This is a genomic window from Streptomyces sp. NPDC015346 (genome assembly GCF_043078785.1).
GTDB lineage: Bacteria > Actinomycetota > Actinomycetes > Streptomycetales > Streptomycetaceae > Streptomyces.
Genome location: NZ_JBIBTW010000003.1, coordinates 570,516 through 588,746, shown reverse-complemented (window position 1 = coordinate 588,746; position 18,231 = coordinate 570,516). Strand labels below are relative to the sequence as shown.

At 73.1% G+C, this 18,231-nt stretch carries 17 protein-coding genes; 9 read left to right on the top strand and 8 right to left on the bottom strand.

All coding sequences use genetic code 11. From position 1 onward, the window contains the following. The first annotated feature begins 72 nt into the window (after window positions 1-72). Both ACF06X_RS13480 and ACF06X_RS13475 read left to right on the top strand, forming a co-directional pair. A complete protein-coding gene (locus tag ACF06X_RS13480) occupies window positions 73-1,344 on the top strand; it encodes a DUF6777 domain-containing protein (RefSeq protein ID WP_392287395.1) in 1,272 nt (423 codons plus the stop codon). A gap of 69 nt (window positions 1,345-1,413) precedes the next feature. Next, window positions 1,414-1,917, top strand: a complete 504-nt coding sequence (locus tag ACF06X_RS13475) for an FBP domain-containing protein (protein ID WP_392287394.1) — start codon at window positions 1,414-1,416, stop codon at window positions 1,915-1,917. Window positions 1,918-1,923: 6 nt separating this feature from the next. Here the strand turns inward: ACF06X_RS13475 and ACF06X_RS13470 are convergent, their stop codons facing one another. Then, window positions 1,924-3,159: an acyl-CoA dehydrogenase family protein gene (locus ACF06X_RS13470; RefSeq protein WP_392287698.1), complete on the bottom strand. Its 1,236-nt coding sequence runs from the start codon at window positions 3,157-3,159 to the stop codon at window positions 1,924-1,926. A gap of 138 nt (window positions 3,160-3,297) precedes the next feature. Between ACF06X_RS13470 and ACF06X_RS13465 the strand changes: the two genes are divergently transcribed. From ACF06X_RS13465 to ACF06X_RS13450, 4 genes are all read left to right on the top strand, one after another. Further along, a complete protein-coding gene (locus ACF06X_RS13465; RefSeq protein ID WP_392287393.1) occupies window positions 3,298-4,473 on the top strand; it encodes a CaiB/BaiF CoA transferase family protein in 1,176 nt (391 codons plus the stop codon). 99 nt (window positions 4,474-4,572) lie between these two features. Further along, on the top strand, window positions 4,573-5,238 hold the full coding sequence (locus ACF06X_RS13460; protein WP_392287392.1) for a GntR family transcriptional regulator: 666 nt from the start codon (window positions 4,573-4,575) through the stop codon (window positions 5,236-5,238). A gap of 116 nt (window positions 5,239-5,354) precedes the next feature. Next, window positions 5,355-6,539, top strand: a complete 1,185-nt coding sequence (locus ACF06X_RS13455) for a serine hydrolase domain-containing protein (RefSeq protein WP_392287391.1) — start codon at window positions 5,355-5,357, stop codon at window positions 6,537-6,539. Between the two features lie 667 nt (window positions 6,540-7,206). Continuing rightward, the gene (locus tag ACF06X_RS13450; RefSeq protein ID WP_392287390.1) at window positions 7,207-8,124 is read left to right on the top strand and encodes a S1 family peptidase; all 918 of its coding nucleotides are present in this window, start codon (window positions 7,207-7,209) and stop codon (window positions 8,122-8,124) included. Between the two features lie 164 nt (window positions 8,125-8,288). Here ACF06X_RS13450 and ACF06X_RS13445 read toward each other — a convergent pair whose 3' ends face one another. Then, the gene (locus tag ACF06X_RS13445) at window positions 8,289-9,221 is read right to left on the bottom strand and encodes a hypothetical protein (protein ID WP_392287389.1); all 933 of its coding nucleotides are present in this window, start codon (window positions 9,219-9,221) and stop codon (window positions 8,289-8,291) included. Window positions 9,222-9,359: 138 nt separating this feature from the next. On the opposite strand from ACF06X_RS13445, the gene ACF06X_RS13440 reads away from it, so the two are divergent. Next, window positions 9,360-10,574 carry a glycoside hydrolase family 64 protein gene (locus tag ACF06X_RS13440; protein ID WP_392287388.1) on the top strand — a complete coding sequence of 405 codons (1,215 nt, stop codon included), beginning with the start codon at window positions 9,360-9,362 and terminating at the stop codon, window positions 10,572-10,574. A gap of 70 nt (window positions 10,575-10,644) precedes the next feature. Further along, on the top strand, window positions 10,645-11,292 hold the full coding sequence (locus ACF06X_RS13435) for a CBS domain-containing protein (protein WP_392287387.1): 648 nt from the start codon (window positions 10,645-10,647) through the stop codon (window positions 11,290-11,292). A gap of 85 nt (window positions 11,293-11,377) precedes the next feature. Here the strand turns inward: ACF06X_RS13435 and ACF06X_RS13430 are convergent, their stop codons facing one another. The 5 genes from ACF06X_RS13430 to ACF06X_RS13410 all read right to left on the bottom strand — a co-directional run bounded on the left by ACF06X_RS13430 (window position 11,378) and on the right by ACF06X_RS13410 (window position 14,677). Further along, window positions 11,378-11,677 (bottom strand): DUF1876 domain-containing protein, encoded by a 300-nt coding sequence (locus tag ACF06X_RS13430; protein ID WP_392287386.1) that lies wholly within the window; start codon window positions 11,675-11,677, stop codon window positions 11,378-11,380. A 50-nt stretch (window positions 11,678-11,727) separates the two neighbouring features. Beyond that, window positions 11,728-11,898 carry a hypothetical protein gene (locus ACF06X_RS13425; protein ID WP_392287385.1) on the bottom strand — a complete coding sequence of 57 codons (171 nt, stop codon included), beginning with the start codon at window positions 11,896-11,898 and terminating at the stop codon, window positions 11,728-11,730. Between the two features lie 8 nt (window positions 11,899-11,906). Continuing rightward, window positions 11,907-12,458 carry a hypothetical protein gene (locus ACF06X_RS13420; RefSeq protein ID WP_392287384.1) on the bottom strand — a complete coding sequence of 184 codons (552 nt, stop codon included), beginning with the start codon at window positions 12,456-12,458 and terminating at the stop codon, window positions 11,907-11,909. Then, the gene (locus ACF06X_RS13415; RefSeq protein ID WP_392287383.1) at window positions 12,455-12,862 is read right to left on the bottom strand and encodes a PadR family transcriptional regulator; all 408 of its coding nucleotides are present in this window, start codon (window positions 12,860-12,862) and stop codon (window positions 12,455-12,457) included. Before ACF06X_RS13415 ends, ACF06X_RS13420 begins: the two co-directional genes overlap by 4 nt. A gap of 75 nt (window positions 12,863-12,937) precedes the next feature. Next, on the bottom strand, window positions 12,938-14,677 hold the full coding sequence (locus tag ACF06X_RS13410; RefSeq protein WP_392287382.1) for a PP2C family protein-serine/threonine phosphatase: 1,740 nt from the start codon (window positions 14,675-14,677) through the stop codon (window positions 12,938-12,940). A gap of 269 nt (window positions 14,678-14,946) precedes the next feature. Between ACF06X_RS13410 and ACF06X_RS13405 the strand changes: the two genes are divergently transcribed. Then, window positions 14,947-15,627 (top strand): methyltransferase domain-containing protein, encoded by a 681-nt coding sequence (locus ACF06X_RS13405; protein WP_392287381.1) that lies wholly within the window; start codon window positions 14,947-14,949, stop codon window positions 15,625-15,627. Here the strand turns inward: ACF06X_RS13405 and ACF06X_RS13400 are convergent. After that, the gene (locus ACF06X_RS13400) at window positions 15,624-17,969 is read right to left on the bottom strand and encodes a catalase (RefSeq protein WP_392287380.1); all 2,346 of its coding nucleotides are present in this window, start codon (window positions 17,967-17,969) and stop codon (window positions 15,624-15,626) included. The two genes, ACF06X_RS13405 and ACF06X_RS13400, sit on opposite strands and share 4 nt — an antisense overlap. Window positions 17,970-18,231: the final 262 nt, after the last annotated feature.

The following is an 18,231-nucleotide window of genomic DNA, read 5'->3' as shown; positions in this document are numbered from 1 at the left end:
AGGTGCTGTCCGCTTGCGGGCGGGACCGGTTGGGAGCACACAATGGGCGCGGAACGGAAGAAAGGGAAAAACGTGACTTCCCACCCCCCGTCCGACCGTCCTTCGGTACCGCCCACCGGTCCGCCTTCGGGTCCCCTGTCGGGCCCCGGCGCCCGCCCCGGGCAGACGGCCGGTCCGCCGCCACCCCCGGGACCGCCCTACGGCGGGTCCGGGGGCGGTTCCGGCGGGCCCGGCGGCACGAGCGGGGGTGGGGGCGGCGCGGGCAAGGGCGGTGGCGGCGGCCCCTGGTGGCGCTCGGCCCCCAGGGTCGCGGCGATCACCGCCGCCCTGGTCGCGGCGATCGTCCTGATCGTGGTGCTCACCCGCCCGGGCGGGAACGGCGGCGGAGGCGGCTCCGCCGGCGGCGAGGTGTTCCTGCAGAACGCCTCCGCCACGGGCCCCAACCCGTTCACCAAGTCGACGGCGCGCGCCCCCGACGCCGCCGAGTCCCCCGCCCCGCTCCCCAGCCCGAGCGGGTCGGTGGACCCCAACGCCACACGCAGTGTCACCGGTTCGGCGGCCGGTCTGTACGGCGGTACGCGGCGAACGGCCAGCTGCGACATCGAGCGGCAGGTGCGCTTCCTGGCCGACGAGCCCGCCAAGAACGCGGCCTTCGCCTCGGTCCTCGGGCTGCGGGCCGAGGAAGTCCCCGGATATCTCCGCGGCCTGACCCCGCTCCAGCTCCGTGTCGACACCCGCGTGACCAACCACGGCTTCAGGGGCGGCGCCCCCACCTCGTACCAGGCGGTGCTCCAGGCGGGCACGGCCGTGCTCGTCGACGAGCACGGGGTGCCGCGGGTGCGCTGCGCCTGCGGGAACCCGCTGACGCCCCCGGTGGCCCAGAAGTCGCCGAAGACGACCGGCACCGCCTGGCCGGGCTATCAGCCCTCCCAGGTCGTCGTCGTGACTCCCGCCGTGACCCCGGTGAAGGTCTTCGTCGTCTACGACCCCGAGGACAACGGCTGGTTCGCGCGCGAGCCGGGCGACACCGGGAAGAAGGACAAGGAGACGTTCCCGCCGACGGTCTCCCCCACGCCGACCGCGACGGAGACGGTGACCGATTCGCCGTCGCCGGACTCCCCGTCCCCGCCCTCCCCTCCGTCCTCGCCCGCCACGGAGACGTCCGAGCCGCAGAGCCCGAAGAGCCCGCCGTCGGAGCCCGCGACGGACGGAACGGAGACGGGCCCGACGACACCCGACGGAACGACGCCCGACGGCACGACCAACGGGACGACGCCCGACGGCACGACGCCCGACGGCACGACACCGGACGGCACGACCAGCGGGCCGGCGGACCGCCCGTAACGGACCGCGCGTAGCGGACCGCCGTAAAAGAGATGTCCGGGTCGAGCGGGTCTGTGTATGGTCCACCGAGTGGAACCTCTCACCGACAAACAGATCCGCTCGTCCTTCGTGAACTGCACGAAAGGCGAGGCGAGCAGGCTCCGGCTGCCGCTCGACTTCGCCGAACTCCCCTGGCAGGAACTCGACTTCCTCGGCTGGGTGGACCCGGGCGCGCCGCTGCGCGCCCATGTCGTCCTCCCCGCCGAGGACGGCCCGCTCGGGATCACGCTGCGCGTGCCGGCGCTGAGCCGGACCAGCGCGGTCAAGTCCAGCCTGTGCCAGGTCTGCCTGACGGCCCACGCCTCCTCGGGCGTGACCCTCCTCGCGGCGCCGCTCGCCGGCGCCCGCGGGCGCGAGGGGAACACGGTCGGCATCTACGTCTGCGCCGACCTGGCGTGTTCCCTGTACATCCGCGGCAAGCGGCAGCCGAAGCTGCGGGCCGGCCGCCAGGAGGAGTCCCTCGGCCTCGACGAGCGGATCGCGCGGATGATGACCAACCTGCACGCCTTCGTGGCGAAGGTGACGGCGGTCTGAGCACGGTCAGCGGAAGGCGGATTCGCCCGTGAGCGCCTTGCCGATGACCAGGGAGTGCACCTCGCTGGTGCCCTCGTAGGTGAGGACCGACTCCAGGTTGTTGGCATGGCGCATCACCGGGTATTCCAGGGTGATGCCGTTGGCGCCCAGGATCGTGCGGCACTCGCGCGCGATGGCGATCGCCTCCCGTACGTTGTTCAGCTTGCCCACGCTGACCTGCTCGGGCGAGAGGTTTCCGGCGTCCTTGAGCCGTCCCAGGTGGAGGGCGAGCAGCATGCCCTTGCCGAGTTCCAGGGACATGTCGGCGAGCTTCTGCTGGGTGAGCTGGTAGGAGGCGAGGGACCGCTCGAAGACGATCCGGTCGCCGGCGTACGCGAGGGCCGTCTCCAGGCAGTCGCGGGCGGCGCCGAGTGCGCCGAACACGATGCCGAAACGGGCCTCGTTGAGGCAGCCGAGCGGGCCGGACAGGCCGCGGGCCTCGGCGAGCATCGCGTCGGCCGGCAGCCGGACGTCCTCCAGGACCAGTTCGCTGGTGACGCTCGCCCGCAGCGACAGCTTCTGCTTGATCTCCGGGGCGCTGAAGCCGGGGGTGCCGGCGGGCACCAGGAAGCCGCGGACGCCGTCGTCGGTGCGGGCCCAGACGACGGAGACGTCGGCGACCGAGCCGTTGGTGATCCACATCTTGGTGCCGTTGAGCACCCAGTCACCGCCGTCACGCTTGGCGTGGGTGCGCATGGATCCGGGATCCGATCCCGCGTCCGGCTCGGTGAGGCCGAAGCATCCGATGTACTCGCCGGCCGCCATGCCCGGCAGCCACTGACGCTTCTGCTCCTCGGAGCCGTACTTCCAGATCGCGTACATGGCGAGCGAGCCCTGGACGGAGACCAGGCTGCGCAGGCCCGAGTCGACGGCCTCCAGCTCCAGGCAGGCCAGGCCGTACGCGACCGCGTTGGTGCCCGCGCAGCCGTAGCCCTCCAGGTGCATGCCGAGCACGCCGACGGAGCCCAGTCGGCGGGCGAGTTCGCGGGCGGGGACGGCGCCCCGCTCGAACCAGTCGGCGACGTGGGGGCGCAGCTCGCGGTCGGCCATGGTCCGCACGGTGCGGCGGATCTCGCGTTCCTCGTCGGTCAGCAGCCCGTCGACGGCGAGGAGATCGAAGGGGTGGACGGGGGACGACTTCGAGGGCTGCGGGCGCTGCGAGGTCTTCGGCGGGTTCGGCGACTGCGGCGGATTCGGCGACATCACGGAGGGCCTCCAGGCGGCTGCGGGAACACGGCGTGCGTAGCGTAGCGGGAGATCGGATTTTGGATCCAGTATTGAAAATCCGATCTCCGATGCGTACGTTCCCGTTGGATCCGATCGCCGGCGAAGGAGAGCGGGATGCACGCAGACGAGCAGGGGATGCCGGGCCCGGGCGCGCTGTCCGGGATCGTCGTCGCCGACTTCGGCCGGGTGCTCGCCGGGCCGTACATGACGATGCTCCTCGCCGACCTGGGCGCCGACGTCATCAAGATCGAGCGCCCCGGCTCCGGCGACGACACCCGCGCCTGGGGCCCGCCCTTCGCCGACGGCGAGGCCACGTACTTCCTCGGAGTGAACCGGAACAAGCGCTCCATCGCCCTCGATCTCACCGACCCGGCCGACCTGGCGACCGCCCGGGCGATCGTCGACCGCGCCGACGTCCTGGTCGAGAACTTCCGGCCCGGCACGATGGAGCGGCTCGGCCTCGGACACGAGACGGTACGGGCGTCCAACCCCGGACTCGTCTACTGCTCGGTGACCGGCTTCGGCGCCGCCGAGGGCGCCCGGCTGCCGGGCTACGACCTGCTGGTGCAGGCCGTGGGCGGCCTGATGAGCGTGACCGGCGACCCCGGCGGCCGGGGGACGAAGGCGGGCGTGGCGCTCGTCGACGTGATCACCGGCCTCCACGCGGGCCTCGGCGTCCTCGCCGCCCTGCGCCACCGGGAGCGCACGGGCGAGGGCCAGCGGGTCGAGGTCTCGCTGCTCACCTCGCTGCTGTCCGCGCTCACCAACCAGTCGGCGGCCTACCTCGGCGCCGGCGTGGTCCCCCGGGCGATGGGGAACCGGCACCCGAGCATCGCCCCGTACGAGGTGTTCGAGGCGAAGGACCGGCCGCTCGCCCTCGCCGTGGGGAACGACCGGCAGTTCCGGACGCTCTGCGAGCGGCTCGGCCTCGCGGCCCTCGCCGAGGACGTCCGTTTCGCCACCAACACCTCCCGCGTCGCCCACCGCGAGGAACTGGCCGCGCTGCTCTCCGGTCCGCTCGCCGAGCGGACGGCCGACAGCTGGTTCGAGGAGCTGACGGCCGTCGGTGTGCCCTGCGGGCCGATCAACGACCTCGCCGCCGCCTTCGACCTGGCCGACCGTCTCGGACTCGAGCCACGGGTCCCCGCCGGGGCGGCCGGCGCGGCCCAGGTCGCCAACCCGATCGCCCTCGACGTCACCCCACCCGTCTACCGCTGCGCGCCCCCGCGTCTGGGCGAGCACACCGAGGCCCTGCTCGCCGAGCTGGGATGCCTCCCTCCCGCCCCGTAGGAAGATGTACGGATCCGGACCGGACGCCCGGACCGGCGCAGGCGCCGGTTCCGGCGGCACAGCCGGCCCGGCCACCGAACCGAAGGAAGGTCACAGGCGATGAGCAGCGCGGTGCAGAAGCGGCGGCCGCCCACCGCCCAGCAGTTCGTCCTCGAGGAGCTGCGGCGCGCGATCACCGGCGGAGAGCTGCGCCCCGGCGACCAGATCCGCCAGGACGCGCTCGCGGCCCGGCTCGACGTCAGCCGGGTTCCGCTGCGCGAGGCCCTGAAGATCCTGGAGGGCGAAGGTCTTGTGGTGCACCACGTCCACCGGGGCTACTTCGTCGCCGAACTGTCCCTCGCGGACCTGGAGGAGGTCTACCGCATCCGGGAGCTCCTCGAGACGGAGGCGGTCCGGGTGGCGGTCGCCCGCGCCGAGGACGGCCTGACCGCCAGGCTCGAGAGGATCCAGCGCGAGGTGGAGCGGGCGGCGGACGCCGGGGACGTGACGGAGATGGCCGCGGCCAACCGCCGCTTCCACTTCACGCTGATCGAGGCGTCCGGCATGCCGCGGCTCGTGCGCCTCATCGGCACCCTCTGGGACGCCACGGACGCCTACCGCTCGCTCTACTACACCGAGCACCCGCACCGGGAGCTGGCCGTACGCGAGCACCGAGCCGTCATCTCGGCGGTCCGGCACGGCGACACGGCCGCCGCCGTCCAGTGGCTGACCGAGCACCGCGCCCACGCGGTCGCGGCGCTGCGGGAGATCCTCGACCTGGAGTGACCCGGGGCCTGGAGTGGCCCGCGGCCTGGAGTGACCCGCCGCGCCCGGCCTCTTCCTCCCTATCCGACCAGTCGGTATGTTGCGGTGAGGCGCACCGACCGACCTGGAGGACAGCCATGCCCGAGTCCGGCCCGCACCGTTCATCCGCCCCCGCGATCGAAGGCGACCACGACGCCCGCTTCGACGCCGTACGGGAGGCCTTCGAGGAGAACTTCCGGCGGCGCGACGAGCTCGGCGCGGCGGTCACGGTCCAGGTCCACGGCCGGACCGTGGTCGACCTGTGGGGCGGCTGGGCGGACGCCGCCCGCACGCGCCGCTGGGAACGCGACACCGTGGTGAACGTCTGGTCCACGACGAAGGGGGTGACGGCGCTCTGCGCCCACCTGCTGGCGGACCGCGGCCTGCTCGACCTGGACGCGCCGGTCGCCGCGTACTGGCCCGAGTTCGCGGCGGCGGGCAAGGAGAAGCTTCCCGTGCGCCATCTCCTCTCGCACCGGGCGGGGTTGGCCGGGCTGCGCGAGCCGCTCAGCCTCGCGGAGTTCTACGACTGGGAGGTGACGACCGCCCGCCTCGCGGCGACGGAGCCGTGGTGGGAGCCCGGCACCCGGTCCGGCTACCACGCCCTGACGTACGGCTTCCTGGTGGGCGAGGTGATCCGGCGCATCACGGGGCGGCGGCCGGGCGACTTCCTGCGCGAGGAGATCACCGGGCCGCTCGACATCGACTTCACCATCGGCCTGCCGGAGAAGGAGGCGGACCGCGCGGCCGAACTTGTGCGCCCGTCGGCCGCCGCGTCCGGTGAACAGGCGGCCGTCTTCGCCCAGTTGGCGCCCGCGGCCCAGGCGGCCCTGGCCAACCCGCTCGTCGGTGTCACGCAGGCCAACAGCCCGGAGTGGCGCGCCGCCGAGATTCCGGCGGCGAACGGCCACGGCACGGCCCGCGCGGTCGCCGCGCTGTACGGCGTCTTCGCCGAGCGGGGCCGGGCCGGCGAGCGCCGGCTCCTCTCCGAGCAGGCCGTCGAACGCGCCCGCGAGGGCCAGGGCGCCTGCCGGGACCTGGTTCTCGGCGCGGGCTTCGCCCACGAGACGGAGTGCGCGCTCGGCCTCTGGCTGAGCGGTCCCAACGCCTCCTACGGCCCCAATCCCCGCGCCTTCGGCCATGACGGTCTCGGCGGCTCCTGCGGCCTGGCGGACCCCGAGTCGGGAATCTCCCTGGGCTACGTGATGAACCGGATGGGCGGGCGGATCGCGGACGATCCTCGCAAGATGGCCCTGATCGAGGCGGTGTACGCGTCGCTCTGAACCGACGCGGAGAGGCGGCGGGCGGGGCTGGGCGACCGGAACAGGACACGCCGCCGGACGGGCGAAGCGGACCGATCGAGGCATTGCGGCAGCGCCGGCACCTGTACCACTGGCGCGGGGGCGGCCCCCTCCCGGGGCGCTGCCGCCCGCCGGCGCCACGACCGCGCCTGCCGCCTTCCGTTCGGATCTGTGCGGATCTGTGCGACCGCTACCCCTCGAAGCGTGTACGGCAGCCAGGCTGGGACGGCGACCGGGCGCCGTACACATGGGGTGCCGGATCCGTCGACGCGGCGATGTGAACTGGACAAACGAGAGAACCCCCTCCGCTTCCGCCGCGCGCCGCCGACACTCCAGTCCCGGCCACCTCACAGTGACCTGAAAGGCCGTCAGCAAACTTCCGCAAGCGTTTGCGAGCCCGCGTCCAGGGCGTCCACGGCGCCCCGCGCGGACGTCCGGCGGCTCGCGCCTCTCACCCCCGCCCCGGGGGACCATCTGAACGCGCGTAGATCGGCCGAAAGGCGTTCTTGCCGTGAACACCGCCCGGCTTCGAGGATTCCACTCGCGAGATTGACAGGTCCATGGCGGAGCACCCTCCGTCCCGGCGCGTCGATCCCGTCTCACGGGCCCGCCCACCCAGCGGGCCCCCCTTCCCCCACCGGAGGATGTAGTGAACCTCAAGCGTCTGTCCCCCCTCGGCGGCGTCGCGAAGGGCGCACGGCTGATCGCCGTCGCCTCCGCGCTCCTGGCCGCCTCAGCGCTTGCCGCACCCACCTCGTCCGCGGCGACGGCCGACGACGGGCGGGCCACCACCGCCCAACTCGCCGCCGCCGACGCGGCCGTCCTCGGGGCCGACATCCCCGGCACCGCGTGGTACACCGACCAGGCGACCGGGAAGCTGGTCGTCACCGCGGACTCCACCGTCTCCGCCGCCGAGATCGCCACGATCAAGAAGGCGGCCGGCGACCGAGCCTCCGCACTGGAGATCAAGCGCACCCCGGGCACGTTCAACAAGCTCATCGCGGGCGGCCAGGCCATCTACGCGGGCGGCGGGCGCTGCTCGCTCGGCTTCAACGTCCGCAGCGGCTCGACGTACTACGCCCTGACGGCCGGTCACTGCACCAACATCGGCAGCACGTGGTACACCAACTCGGCCAACACCACCCTGCTCGGCACCCGCACCGGGTCCAGCTTCCCGACCAACGACTACGGAATCATCCGCCACTCCAACGCCTCGGCGGCGGACGGCCGGGTCTACCTCTACAACGGCAGCTACCGCGACATCACCGCCGCGGGCAACGCCTACGTGGGGCAGTCGGTCCAGCGCAGCGGCAGCACCACGGGCCTGCGCGGCGGGACGGTCACCGGCCTGAACGCGACCGTCAACTACGGTAACGGCGACATCGTCTACGGCATGATCCAGACCAACGTGTGCGCGGAGCCGGGCGACAGCGGCGGCGCGCTGTTCTCCGGAAGCACCGCGCTCGGCCTCACCTCGGGCGGCAGCGGCAACTGCTCCAGCGGCGGCACCACGTTCTTCCAGCCGGTGACCGAGGCGCTCAGCGCGTACGGCGTGAGCGTCTTCTAGATCCGTAGCTTGGTAGATCCGTAGATCGGCTGATCCGGCGGATCCGACAGGCGCACCTCGCGGGCTCCACGGGCCGGCGATCCCTCCGGGGATCGTCGGCCCTCGGGCGCGTGGCCCGCCGGTTCGAGCGGGCAGCGGCTCGACATACGGACGGTTACGACGCTCTACGACTCCTCCTCCCGGCCCTCGACACGCTCCAGCGAGCGTGCGGCTCGTTCCGCGGCGCGGCGGGCTTCCCGGGTGGCGCGCTCGGCCTCCTTCACCGCCGACGCGGCCTCGGTGAGAGCCGCGCGGGACGCGCGTTCGGCGCGGTGGGCGCCCTGCAGCTCACGTTCCAGGGCGCGCACCCGCTCGGCGGCCTCGGTGGCCGCCGCCTCGGCCGCCCGCTCCTCTTCGCGCGCCTCGCGGAGGCCCTCCTCGCGCCGCCGCGCTTCGGCGTCGGCCTCGGCGGCCGCCGCCCGGGCCCGCTCCAACCGCTCCCGCCGCCGCTCCAGCGCCGCCCGGTCGGATTCCGGCCGCCGGGCCGAGCGGGACGGAGCGGGTGCGGGTGGAGGCGTGCGCGCGGGTGCCTGTGGTGGGGGCGTTCGTGGCGGCGACGGAGGCGGGACGGCGGGGGCCGGGACGCCCATGAAGCCGACGACCGCGTCGGGGACGGCGGTGAGGCGGCCGCGCGACCACTGCTCGGCGACCTCGGGGTCGGCGAGGACCGTGTGCAGGATCTGCTCGACCTCGTGCACGACGGTGTCGCCGATGGGCAGCCCCGCCGAGCGGGCCAGCCCGGCGGCCTCCCGGGCGAGCGCCGCGACCAGTTGGTGCCGCTGATGACCGGCCGCCCGCAGCTGCGGCGCGTCGAGCGTGCGGTGGGCCTCCCGCAGGGTCCGGCCGAGCTCCACCAACTGCCCGGCTTCGTCCGGGCGCTCGTGGGCGAGCAGGTTGGCCGCCCAGGTGGCCCGCGTCGGCCGGCGCAGCGCCGCGATCGCCTTCGCCGCGGAGGTGTCCCCGGCCTTCCGCGCCTCGGCGACGTACGCGTCCCGGGCCGCCACGAAGTCGCCCGGGTTCAGCCGGTACAGCTCCTCGATGATCCGCTCGACATCCACGCCCTCCACTCTCCGCCGTACGCGACCGGTCGGCACGCGGACCGGGACGTCGCAAGCATTGACAGGGCCATCACAATCTCACCATTCTGAGAGCGCTCTCACGCACGCTCCCCGCCCCCCACCCAGAGGAGCCCCCACGTGCCTTCTCCCTCCCGCCATCGGCGCGGCCTGCCCCTGCTCGCGCCCCTCGCCGCGGCCGCCCTGATCGGCACCGCCCTCACCGTCGCCGGACCTTCTCCCACGGTCCAGGCGGCCGTCCCCGCCACCATTCCGCTCACGTTCAAGAACAACTCGGGCCGCGCCGATCAGGTGTACGTCTACAACCTCGGCACCGAGCTCTCGACCGGCCGCCAGGGCTGGGCCGACGCGAACGGCACCTTCCACCCCTGGCCCGCCGGCGGATCCGTCCCCGTGCCCGCCCCCGACGCCTCCATCGCCGGCCCGCCCCAGGGCCAGTCCATGACGATCCGTCTGCCGAAGTTCTCGGGGCGGATCTACTTCAGCTACGGCAAGAAGCTGGTGTTCAAGCTCGCGACGGGCGGTTTGGTGCAGCCGGCCGTGCAGAACCCGAGCGATCCCAACCGCGACATCCTCTTCAACTGGTCGGAGTACACGCTCAACGACTCGGGTCTCTGGCTCAACAGCACCCAGGTCGACATGGTCTCGGCGCCGTACGCGGTGGGCGTCAAGCGTCCGGACGGCAGCGTCGCCACCACCGGCCGCCTCAAGCCCGGCGGCTACCGCGGCTTCTTCGACGCGCTCCGCGGCCAGCCCGGCGGCTGGGCGCGCCTCGTCCAGACGCGGGCCGACGGCACGGTGCTGCGCGCCCTCGCGCCGGGCCACGGCATCGAGGCGGGCGCGCTGCCCGCGAGCGTCATGAACGACTACATCGACCGCGTCTGGACCAGGTACGCCACCTCGACGCTGACCGTGACGCCCTTCGCGAACCAGCCGTCGGTGAAGTACCACGGCCGCGTCTCGGGCAACGTCATGAACTTCACGAACAGCGCGGGGACGGTGGTCACCTCCTTCCAGAAGCCCGACTCGGACAGTGTCTTCGGCTGCTACAAGCTGCTCGACGCGCCGAACGACCAGGTACGCGGCCCGATCTCCCGTACCCTCTGCGCGGGCTACAACCGCTCCACGCTGCTGACCAACCCCCAGCAGCCCGACACCTCGTCGGCCGGCTTCTACCAGGACGCGGTGACCAACCACTACGCCCGCAAGATCCACGCCCAGATGGCGGACGGCAAGGCCTACGGCTTCGCCTTCGACGACGTCGGCGCCCACGAGTCGCTGGTCCACGACGGCGATCCGCGGCAGGCGTACGTCACGCTCGACCCGTTCGACTAGCCGGGCGTCGTCCCCGGAGGCTCCGCGTGAGGGATCATGGGCGCAGGAGCGGAGAAGGGACGGGACCGACATGCGGAACCGCAGTGTCGCCGACCTGATGACGCCGACCGCGGTGGCCGTGCAGCCGGGGACGTCGTTCAAGGAGATCGCGCGGCTGCTCGACGAGTACGGGATCACGGCGGTTCCGGTGGTCGACGAGGACAACCGGCCGGTCGGCGTGGTCTCGGAGGCGGACCTGCTGAGGCGCCACACCGCCAAGGACGGTCCCAGCACCGCCGAGGCCATGATGACCAGCCCCGTCGTGGTGGCCCGTCCCTCGTGGACGGCGGTCGAGGCGGCGCGGCTCATGGAGCGGCACCGGGTGAAGCGGCTTCCCGTGGTGGACTCGGGCGGGCAGCTCATCGGCGTGCTGAGCCGGAGCGATCTGCTGCAGCTGTTCCTGCGGCGGGACCGCGCCATCCAGGAGGAGATCCTGGAGGACGTGGCCACCCGCATCCTGGGCCTCTCCCCCGCCTCCCTGCACATCGACGTCGAGGAGGGCCGGGTGACCCTCACGGGCACGCTGGAGCGAAGGAGCCTCGCGCCCGTCTTCGTACGGCTCTGCGAGAGCGTGGACGGTGTCGTGGAGGTCGTGGACCGGCTCTCGTACGCGGACGACGACGGGCCGGCCGCCGACGCCCACGACGGCGGCCGCGACGGCGGGGTCCCGCTGCCCTGACGGTGAGACGCGAACGGCCGGGGCCCGTCGGCGGCGAGCCGACGGGCCTCGATCCTGGGCCTCGGTCCGGGGGCGGTCGGTCCGGCTAGGAGACCGCCTCCGGCCAGCCGTATCCGGGACCGGTGTGCTGGGGTACCGTCCCCGCGCCCACCGCCTCCATCTCCCGGTTGGCCTCTCGCATCAACTGGGCGGCCAGGTCCTTCATGGCCCGGCCGGCGGCGAGCTCGTCGCCGATGACCGGAACGTCCACGTCCGCGGGGTTGCACCGCGCGCTGCCGCGGCCGGTGAGGGTCGACGTGCCGGTGTCCAGATGCGCCACGGCCTTGGTCCTGCCGTCCTCCTCGACCAGTTCCAGGCCGACCTTCCACTCGAGGGTCCGTGTCATGGTCTGCCTCCTCGCGCTGCGGGGGCGCGCGGCACCGACGCGCCTCCCTTCTACTCCCAGGATCTCTCCACGCGCGCGCGGACGCGAGGCGACGGCAGCGCGGAGGGCGCCGATTCGACGTCGTCGAGCGCGCGCCGGGCCACCACGATCCGCTCGCGCAGCGCCTCCGCGTCGAGCGCCGCCTTCTCGATCTCGCGGGCGTCCTCCGGCGCGGGGCGCAACGGTTCTGCTACGTGTCGCGCGAGGCCCGTCGTTCGGCGCGGGCGTACGCGAGGCCCGGCAGGGTGAGCAGGAGCGTGGCCCACAGCGGCATGTGGAACAGCGGTTCGTCGCCGAGCAGTCTCTCGGTGGCCAGCGCGGCCGGCAGGCCGACGACGAGCGCCACGAGCCAGCCCTTGCCGAGGCCGAGGGACCCGCGCCGCAGTTCCAGGGCGACGGTGACGACCGCGATGCCGAGCCAGAAGGCCAGCCGCCCGGGGGTGACGTCCACGCCGGTCGTCCACCGGGTGAGGTGCGAGAGGAGCAGCAGCACGCCCGCCAGGAAGGCGATCATGGCCGCCATTCTCAGCAGGCGCCGGCGCAGCGGTACGCGCGCCCTGGCCCAGGAGGCGGCGAAGGCCGGGACGTCCTCGCCGACGACGTCCTGGGGCGAACGTCCGGCCGCCGCGGCGTCCTCCAGGTGGGCGGTGAGCTCGTCGAGCATCTCCCGGACGGAGGCGTCGTCGATGCCCCGGTACTCCCAGTTGCTGCGGCAGACCGCCAGTACGCGCTCGATGGTCATGATGTCGTTCCCCCCGTGGGTTCGGCCGGTGCGATGGATTCGGTGGTGTCGGTGGTGTCGGTGAGGATGCGGGCTGCCTGGGTGGCGAACTCCCGCCACACCGTCCGTCCGTGGTCCAGTTCCGCGCGGCCCGCCTCGGTCAGCCGGTAGTACTTGCGCGGCGCCCCGCCACTGGACGACGGGGCGCGGTAGGACGCGACGAGCCCGGCCCGCTCCATCCGGGCCAGGAGCGGGTAGATGCTCCCCTCGCTCACCAGCTCCAGTCCGCTCTCCGTGAGCGCCTCGACGAACTCGTAGCCGTACCGCGGCCGTTCGGCGATCAGGGAGAGCAGGCAGAGGTCGAGCACTCCGCGCAGCAGCTGACTGCGCCGTTGGTCACCGGCGCCCGGCAGCTCCATTGTCATGCGGTGCATGGTAGTCGCGCGCTGTCATGCGCCGCAAGGTAGTGCGGCGCCCGCCGTGGTCGACTGGTCTGTCCGTCAGTCGACCCGGATCGCCAGCAGGCACGCGTCGTCGTCGTGCTCCTCGCGGACGTGTTCCTCCACCAGCCGGTCGATCGTCTGCTGCGGGGTCAGACCCGCCGCGTCGCCCACCGCGCGCTCGAGCCGCTCGATGCCCTGGGTGATGTCCTCGCCCCGCCGCTCCACCATGCCGTCGGTGTAGAGGACCAACAGGTCGCCCTTGAGCAGCTGGTACGCCGACGTCTCGTACGCGTACCCCGGCAACGCCCCGAGCAGCGGGCCGCGCTGCTCGGCGGTGAGCGCGAAGGCCCGTCCCTCGCGCCGTACCAGCGGCGCGGGGTGCCCGGCGTCGGCCCAGTGGAGAACCCGGTCCTTGTCGATGTGACCGGCGATCACGGTGGCCGTCTCGCCCGAGGGGTCGCTGCAGACGAGTTCGTTCAGCCAGGTCATGATCTCGCCCGCCGATGCTCCCGTCTGCGCCAGCCCTGCCAGCGCGTGACGCTGCTGCGCCATCCGGGCGACCGCGTCGAGCCCGTGGCCGCAGGCGTCGCCCATCGCGACCAGCACCCGTCCGTCCGCCAGCAGACGGCACTTGTACCAGTCGCCCCCGACCGCCGAGTCGGGTTCGGACGCCAGATACGCGGCCGCCACCGTCAGACCCACGGCGGCGAGCTCCTCGGAGTGGGTGGGCAGCAGCGCCTCGCGCAGCGAGGCGGCGACGCGGCGTTCCGCGTCGGCCTGCTGCCGCAGCCGCTCCGTCTCGCGCTCGGTCTCCACCAGTCGGCGTCGGCTGCGCATCTGGGGCGTCAGGTCGCGGGCGACGAGGTGCACGGCCCAGGGGCGGCCGTCGGTTCCGGCGACGGGCCGCCCGAGCAGGTCGAGCGTCCGCACCTCGCCGAGCACCAGGAACCGGATCCTGGTCCAGGCCGGCTCCTCCCCCGCCAGCACCGCCGTGATGAACTCGGCGAACGCCGTCGTGTCGGCCGGCAGCAGCGCGTCGCACAGCTCCTGCAGCGACCAGGGCATGTTCAGTTCCGTACGGAAGATCCGGCTCAGCCCCTCCGACCAGGTCACCTTCCCCGACAGCAGGTCCCAGTGCCCCCAGCCCATGGAGGCGAGGTGCTGGGCGTCCACGGTCAGCATCTCCGCCTGGCTGCGGACGGGGCGCCAGGTGACCACGAGCTCGCCGCCGCAGGAGGCCGCGTAGTACAGCAGCTGGGCGCGGTGGAGCCGGCCGAGCCGCTCCTCGGTGTAGTCGACGACCAGGCCGTCCATGGGCCGCCCGGTCGCCAGGACGTCGGCGAGCGCCGCGACCAGCCCGCTGGCGGCCGCGCCGGGCCGCGCCTCCATGAACCGCTGGCCCACCTGGTGGCCCGGTGCTTCCAGCCACTCGACCGAGCGAATGTGGTTGCCTGCCCGGATCACGAAGTCGACGACCTCGTTGTTGTCGTCCCGCAGCGGGGTGAGCAGCGCCGCCGACACGGGGACGGCCGGCAGGGCGGCGCAGACGCAGGACAAGGGGTCGCGGGTCTCCACCTCGCCCGTGCCGCACATGCAGGGGGCGCCGAGGACGCCGTCGTGCCTGCGGGGGAGGGTCGCGGTGCTCGCCGTGCTCTGTACGGGTGACGCGCGGTCCGTGGTCCTCGGTGTGGGCTGACGCGCCGCGGCCTTACGGCGTACGTCGGCACGCAGGGCCGAGATCTCGCGCCCGATCACCGCCTTGAGCTCGGTCACATCGTCGGGCAGAGGAAGATTCATGACATACCTCTGGGGCCGCGGGGCCCTTGTGTCGGCGTGTGGGCGGTTCCGGTCGTGCGCATCCGGGCGTGCTCCCTCCTCATTCGTCCCGGTTGGGACGATTTTCGGCCACGGCGCGCCTGCCCGCCCGGCAGCGCTTCATTCGCGTCCCGTCCTGCGGGCCTTACAGCGGGCCCGCCTAGGCTGGCCCCACAGACGGAATCGGCAGACGGAACCGACGGCGGAACCGGCCGACGGAACCGCAGAGGGAATCGGAAGGCGGAACGACCGTGGCGGAGGACCACCCGCGCCTTGCCGAGGCCCAGCGGGAGCACTGGCAGAGCACCTACGGCACGCACCCGGGGATGTACGGCGCCGAGCCGTCCGACCCCGCCGTCCACGCCGCCGGAGTGTTCCGTACGGCGGGGGCGACGCAGGTGCTGGAGCTCGGCGCCGGCCACGGCCGCGACGCGCTGTACTTCGCCCGCCGGGGCTTCACCGTACGGGCCACCGACTTCAGCCCCGCCGGCCTCGAGCAGCTGCGGGCGGCGGCGCGGCGGCAGGGGGTCGCCGCGCGGATCACCACCACGGAGCATGACGTCCGCACGCCGCTCCCGCTGCCGGACGCCTCCGTCGACGCCGTCTTCGCCCACATGCTGCTGTGCATGGCGCTCTCCACGGCGGAGATCCGCTCGGCGGTCGCCGAGGTCCGCCGCGTCCTGCGGCCCGGCGGCACGTTCGTCTACACCGTGCGCCACACCGGGGACGCCCACTACGGCGCCGGCGTCGCGCACGGTGACGACATCTACGAACACGGCGGGTTCGCCGTGCACTTCTTCCCGCGCCACCTCGTGGACCTGCTCGCCGAAGGATGGCGGCTGGACGAGGTCCACGCGTTCGAGGAGGGCGCACTCCCCCGCCGCCTGTGGCGCGTCACCCAGACGTCCCCGGGCGGACTCGGCGGTTCCTAGATCGACGCGGGGTGCCGCTGCCAGACGCGGTGCCGGCCGAGCAGCTCCACGAGCCGGGGGAAGACGTCGTCCGCGCCGTCGCCGAGGACGATCCCGGGTGCGTCGACGGGCAGCCGGGCGGCCTTGAGGGCGGTCGCGGCGTCCGGCGTTCCGCCGATGGCCTTGCCGTGCCGGTACGCCTCCTCCAGCATCAGCAGCACCCGGGGGTCGACGGTCGCGGAGTCGGTGGCGATGTGGCCCGCCTTCGCGTCCCGCACCCCCTGCGCGTCGAGTCCCGGCCCGGGTGCTCCGGCCACGAACAGGGCGTCGAACTCGGTGGAGCGGGCCGTGGCGTAGGTGCGCTGGACGGAGATCCGCTCGCCGTCGGCGCCCAGCGTGCCGCCCGCCGGGGCGACGACCAGGGGCACCATTCCGGCGCCGAGGGCGGCTTCGCGGACCGACCGTACGGCGTCCATGGCCCCGTCCTCGTCGGCGACGATCCCGATGACGCGCCCGTCCGGCGGCCAGCTCTGTCCGAGCTGGGAGAGCGCGGGGCTCGGTTCGGCCGCCGCGAGCTTCACGGTGGCCGGCGGCACGGGCAGGCCGAGGCCTGCCGCGACCCCCTCGCACAGCACGGGGTCGATGTTGGCCAGGACGGTCAACGCCCGTTCCTTGACGGCCTGTTCGTAGCATTTGTTCAGCTCGAAGGTGTAGGCGGCGATGATGTGCTCGCGCTCCGTGGGGGTCATGCTCAGCCAGAAGAGCCGGGGCTGGCTGAAGTGGTCCGAGAACGACTCCGGTGCCTCCCGCCGCTTGGTGGAGGCCGGGACCTGCACCGGTGTCTCGATGTACGCGCCGGTGTCGGCGCCGGCCAGGAACGGGCAGCCGCCGTCGAGCGAGTTGGGCCGGTAGGGGGCCACGCCGGTGTGCACGGCCGTCTGGTGCATGCCGTCGCGCAGCATGTCGTTGACGGGGGCGTGCGGTCGGTTGATCGGCAGCTGGGCGAAGTTCGGGCCGCCGAGCCGGCTGATCTGGGTGTCGAGGTACGAGAAGAGCCGGCCGGCGAGGAGCGGGTCGTCGGTGATGTCGATACCGGGCACGAGGTGGCCGGGGTGGAAGGCGACCTGCTCCGTCTCGGCGAAGAAGTTCTTGGTGTTGGCGTTCAGGGTGAGCAGCCCGACGGGCTGAACCGGGGCGAGTTCCTCGGGCACGATCTTCGTGGGGTCGAGCAGGTCGATGCCCTCGAAGGTCTGTTCCGGGGTGTCGGGGAACGTCTGGATGCCGAGCTCCCACTGGGGGAAGGCGCCCGCCTCGATGGCGTCGAAGAGGTCGCGCCGGTGGAAGTCGGGGTCCATGCCGTTGATGAGCTGCGCCTCTTCCCAGACCAGCGAGTGCACGCCGAGCTTTGGCTTCCAGTGGAACTTGACCAGGGTCGTACCGCCCTCGGCGTCGACGAGCCGGAAGGTGTGGACGCCGAAGCCCTCCATCATCCGGAAGGAGCGGGGGATGCCCCGGTCGGACATGTTCCAGAGGGTGTGGTGGGTGGCTTCGGTGTGCAGGGTGACGAAGTCCCAGAAGGTGTCGTGGGCGCTCTGCGCCTGCGGGATCTCGCGGTCGGGGTGCGGCTTGCCGGCGTGGATGATGTCCGGGAACTTCACCGCGTCCTGGATGAAGAAGACCGGGATGTTGTTGCCGACCAGGTCGAAGGTGCCCTCCTCCGTATAGAACTTGGTCGCGAAGCCCCGCGTGTCGCGGACCGTGTCGGCCGAGCCGCGCGATCCGAGCACGGTGGAGAACCGCACAAAGACGGGCGTCTCGACCTCCTCGGCGAGGAAGGCCGCCTTGGTCACCCTGGCGGCGGTGCCGTAGCTCTGGAAGACGCCGTGCGCCGCGGCTCCGCGCGCGTGGACCACCCGTTCCGGGATGCGCTCGTGGTCGAAGTGCGTGATCTTCTCGCGCAGGTGGTGGTCCTGGAGGAGTACGGGGCCGCGGGCACCGGCCTTGAGCGAGTGGTCGCTCTCGTAGAGGCGGGCGCCCTGCGCGGTGGTCAGGTACGCGCCACTCTGTGCCGAGCGTGCGGGGTCCTCCCCCGTCGCCTGGCCGGTGGGGCCGACCGTCTCGGGACCGCTCTGGTCCGGCTTGGGCGGGGGCGGGCCGTGCGGGTCGGTGGGCTCCTGGAGGGAGGCCGGCTTGGTGCCGGGGCGCCCGGGGAGGGATTCCTCCGGTACGCCGCGCCCGGCGGCGGGGCCCTGCGCCTGCCCCTGTCCCTGCTCCCGCCCATGTCCTGGGCTCTGCCCTTGTCCCCGCGCGGCCCTGTTCCGCGCTGCGTCGACCTGCTCTTCCGGTGCGGGGCTGTCCGTCATGTGGCTCTCCTGTCGCGGTGTCGCGGTGTCGCCGTGTCACGGCCCGGTGCTCGCGGACGGCCCCCGGGGTGGGAGGGGTGACGCACCCCGGGGGCCGCCGCTGTGCGGGACCGCGTCGCTCCGGCCGGGCGGCGCTCCGGGCGGCCGCTCCGGGCGACGCTCGTCCTGAGCTCGTCTCCCACGCGTGCCCGGTTGTGTGCCGCCTGAACGTGCCGATCCGGCCGACTTCGTCCAATTTCGCATGAAACGTTCCGCACGGCGC

Coding starts and splice junctions, on each gene's coding strand:
- ACF06X_RS13470 (WP_392287698.1), bottom strand. CDS start 3,159: ATGTCGCCGAATCCGCCGCAGTCGCCGAACCCGCCGAAGACCTCGCAG.
- ACF06X_RS13465 (WP_392287393.1), top strand. CDS start 3,298: ATGCACGCAGACGAGCAGGGGATGCCGGGCCCGGGCGCGCTGTCCGGG.
- ACF06X_RS13460 (WP_392287392.1), top strand. CDS start 4,573: ATGAGCAGCGCGGTGCAGAAGCGGCGGCCGCCCACCGCCCAGCAGTTC.
- ACF06X_RS13455 (WP_392287391.1), top strand. CDS start 5,355: ATGCCCGAGTCCGGCCCGCACCGTTCATCCGCCCCCGCGATCGAAGGC.
- ACF06X_RS13435 (WP_392287387.1), top strand. CDS start 10,645: ATGCGGAACCGCAGTGTCGCCGACCTGATGACGCCGACCGCGGTGGCC.
- ACF06X_RS13430 (WP_392287386.1), bottom strand. CDS start 11,677: ATGACACGGACCCTCGAGTGGAAGGTCGGCCTGGAACTGGTCGAGGAG.
- ACF06X_RS13420 (WP_392287384.1), bottom strand. CDS start 12,458: ATGACCATCGAGCGCGTACTGGCGGTCTGCCGCAGCAACTGGGAGTAC.
- ACF06X_RS13415 (WP_392287383.1), bottom strand. CDS start 12,862: ATGACAATGGAGCTGCCGGGCGCCGGTGACCAACGGCGCAGTCAGCTG.
- ACF06X_RS13410 (WP_392287382.1), bottom strand. CDS start 14,677: ATGAATCTTCCTCTGCCCGACGATGTGACCGAGCTCAAGGCGGTGATC.
- ACF06X_RS13400 (WP_392287380.1), bottom strand. CDS start 17,969: ATGACGGACAGCCCCGCACCGGAAGAGCAGGTCGACGCAGCGCGGAAC.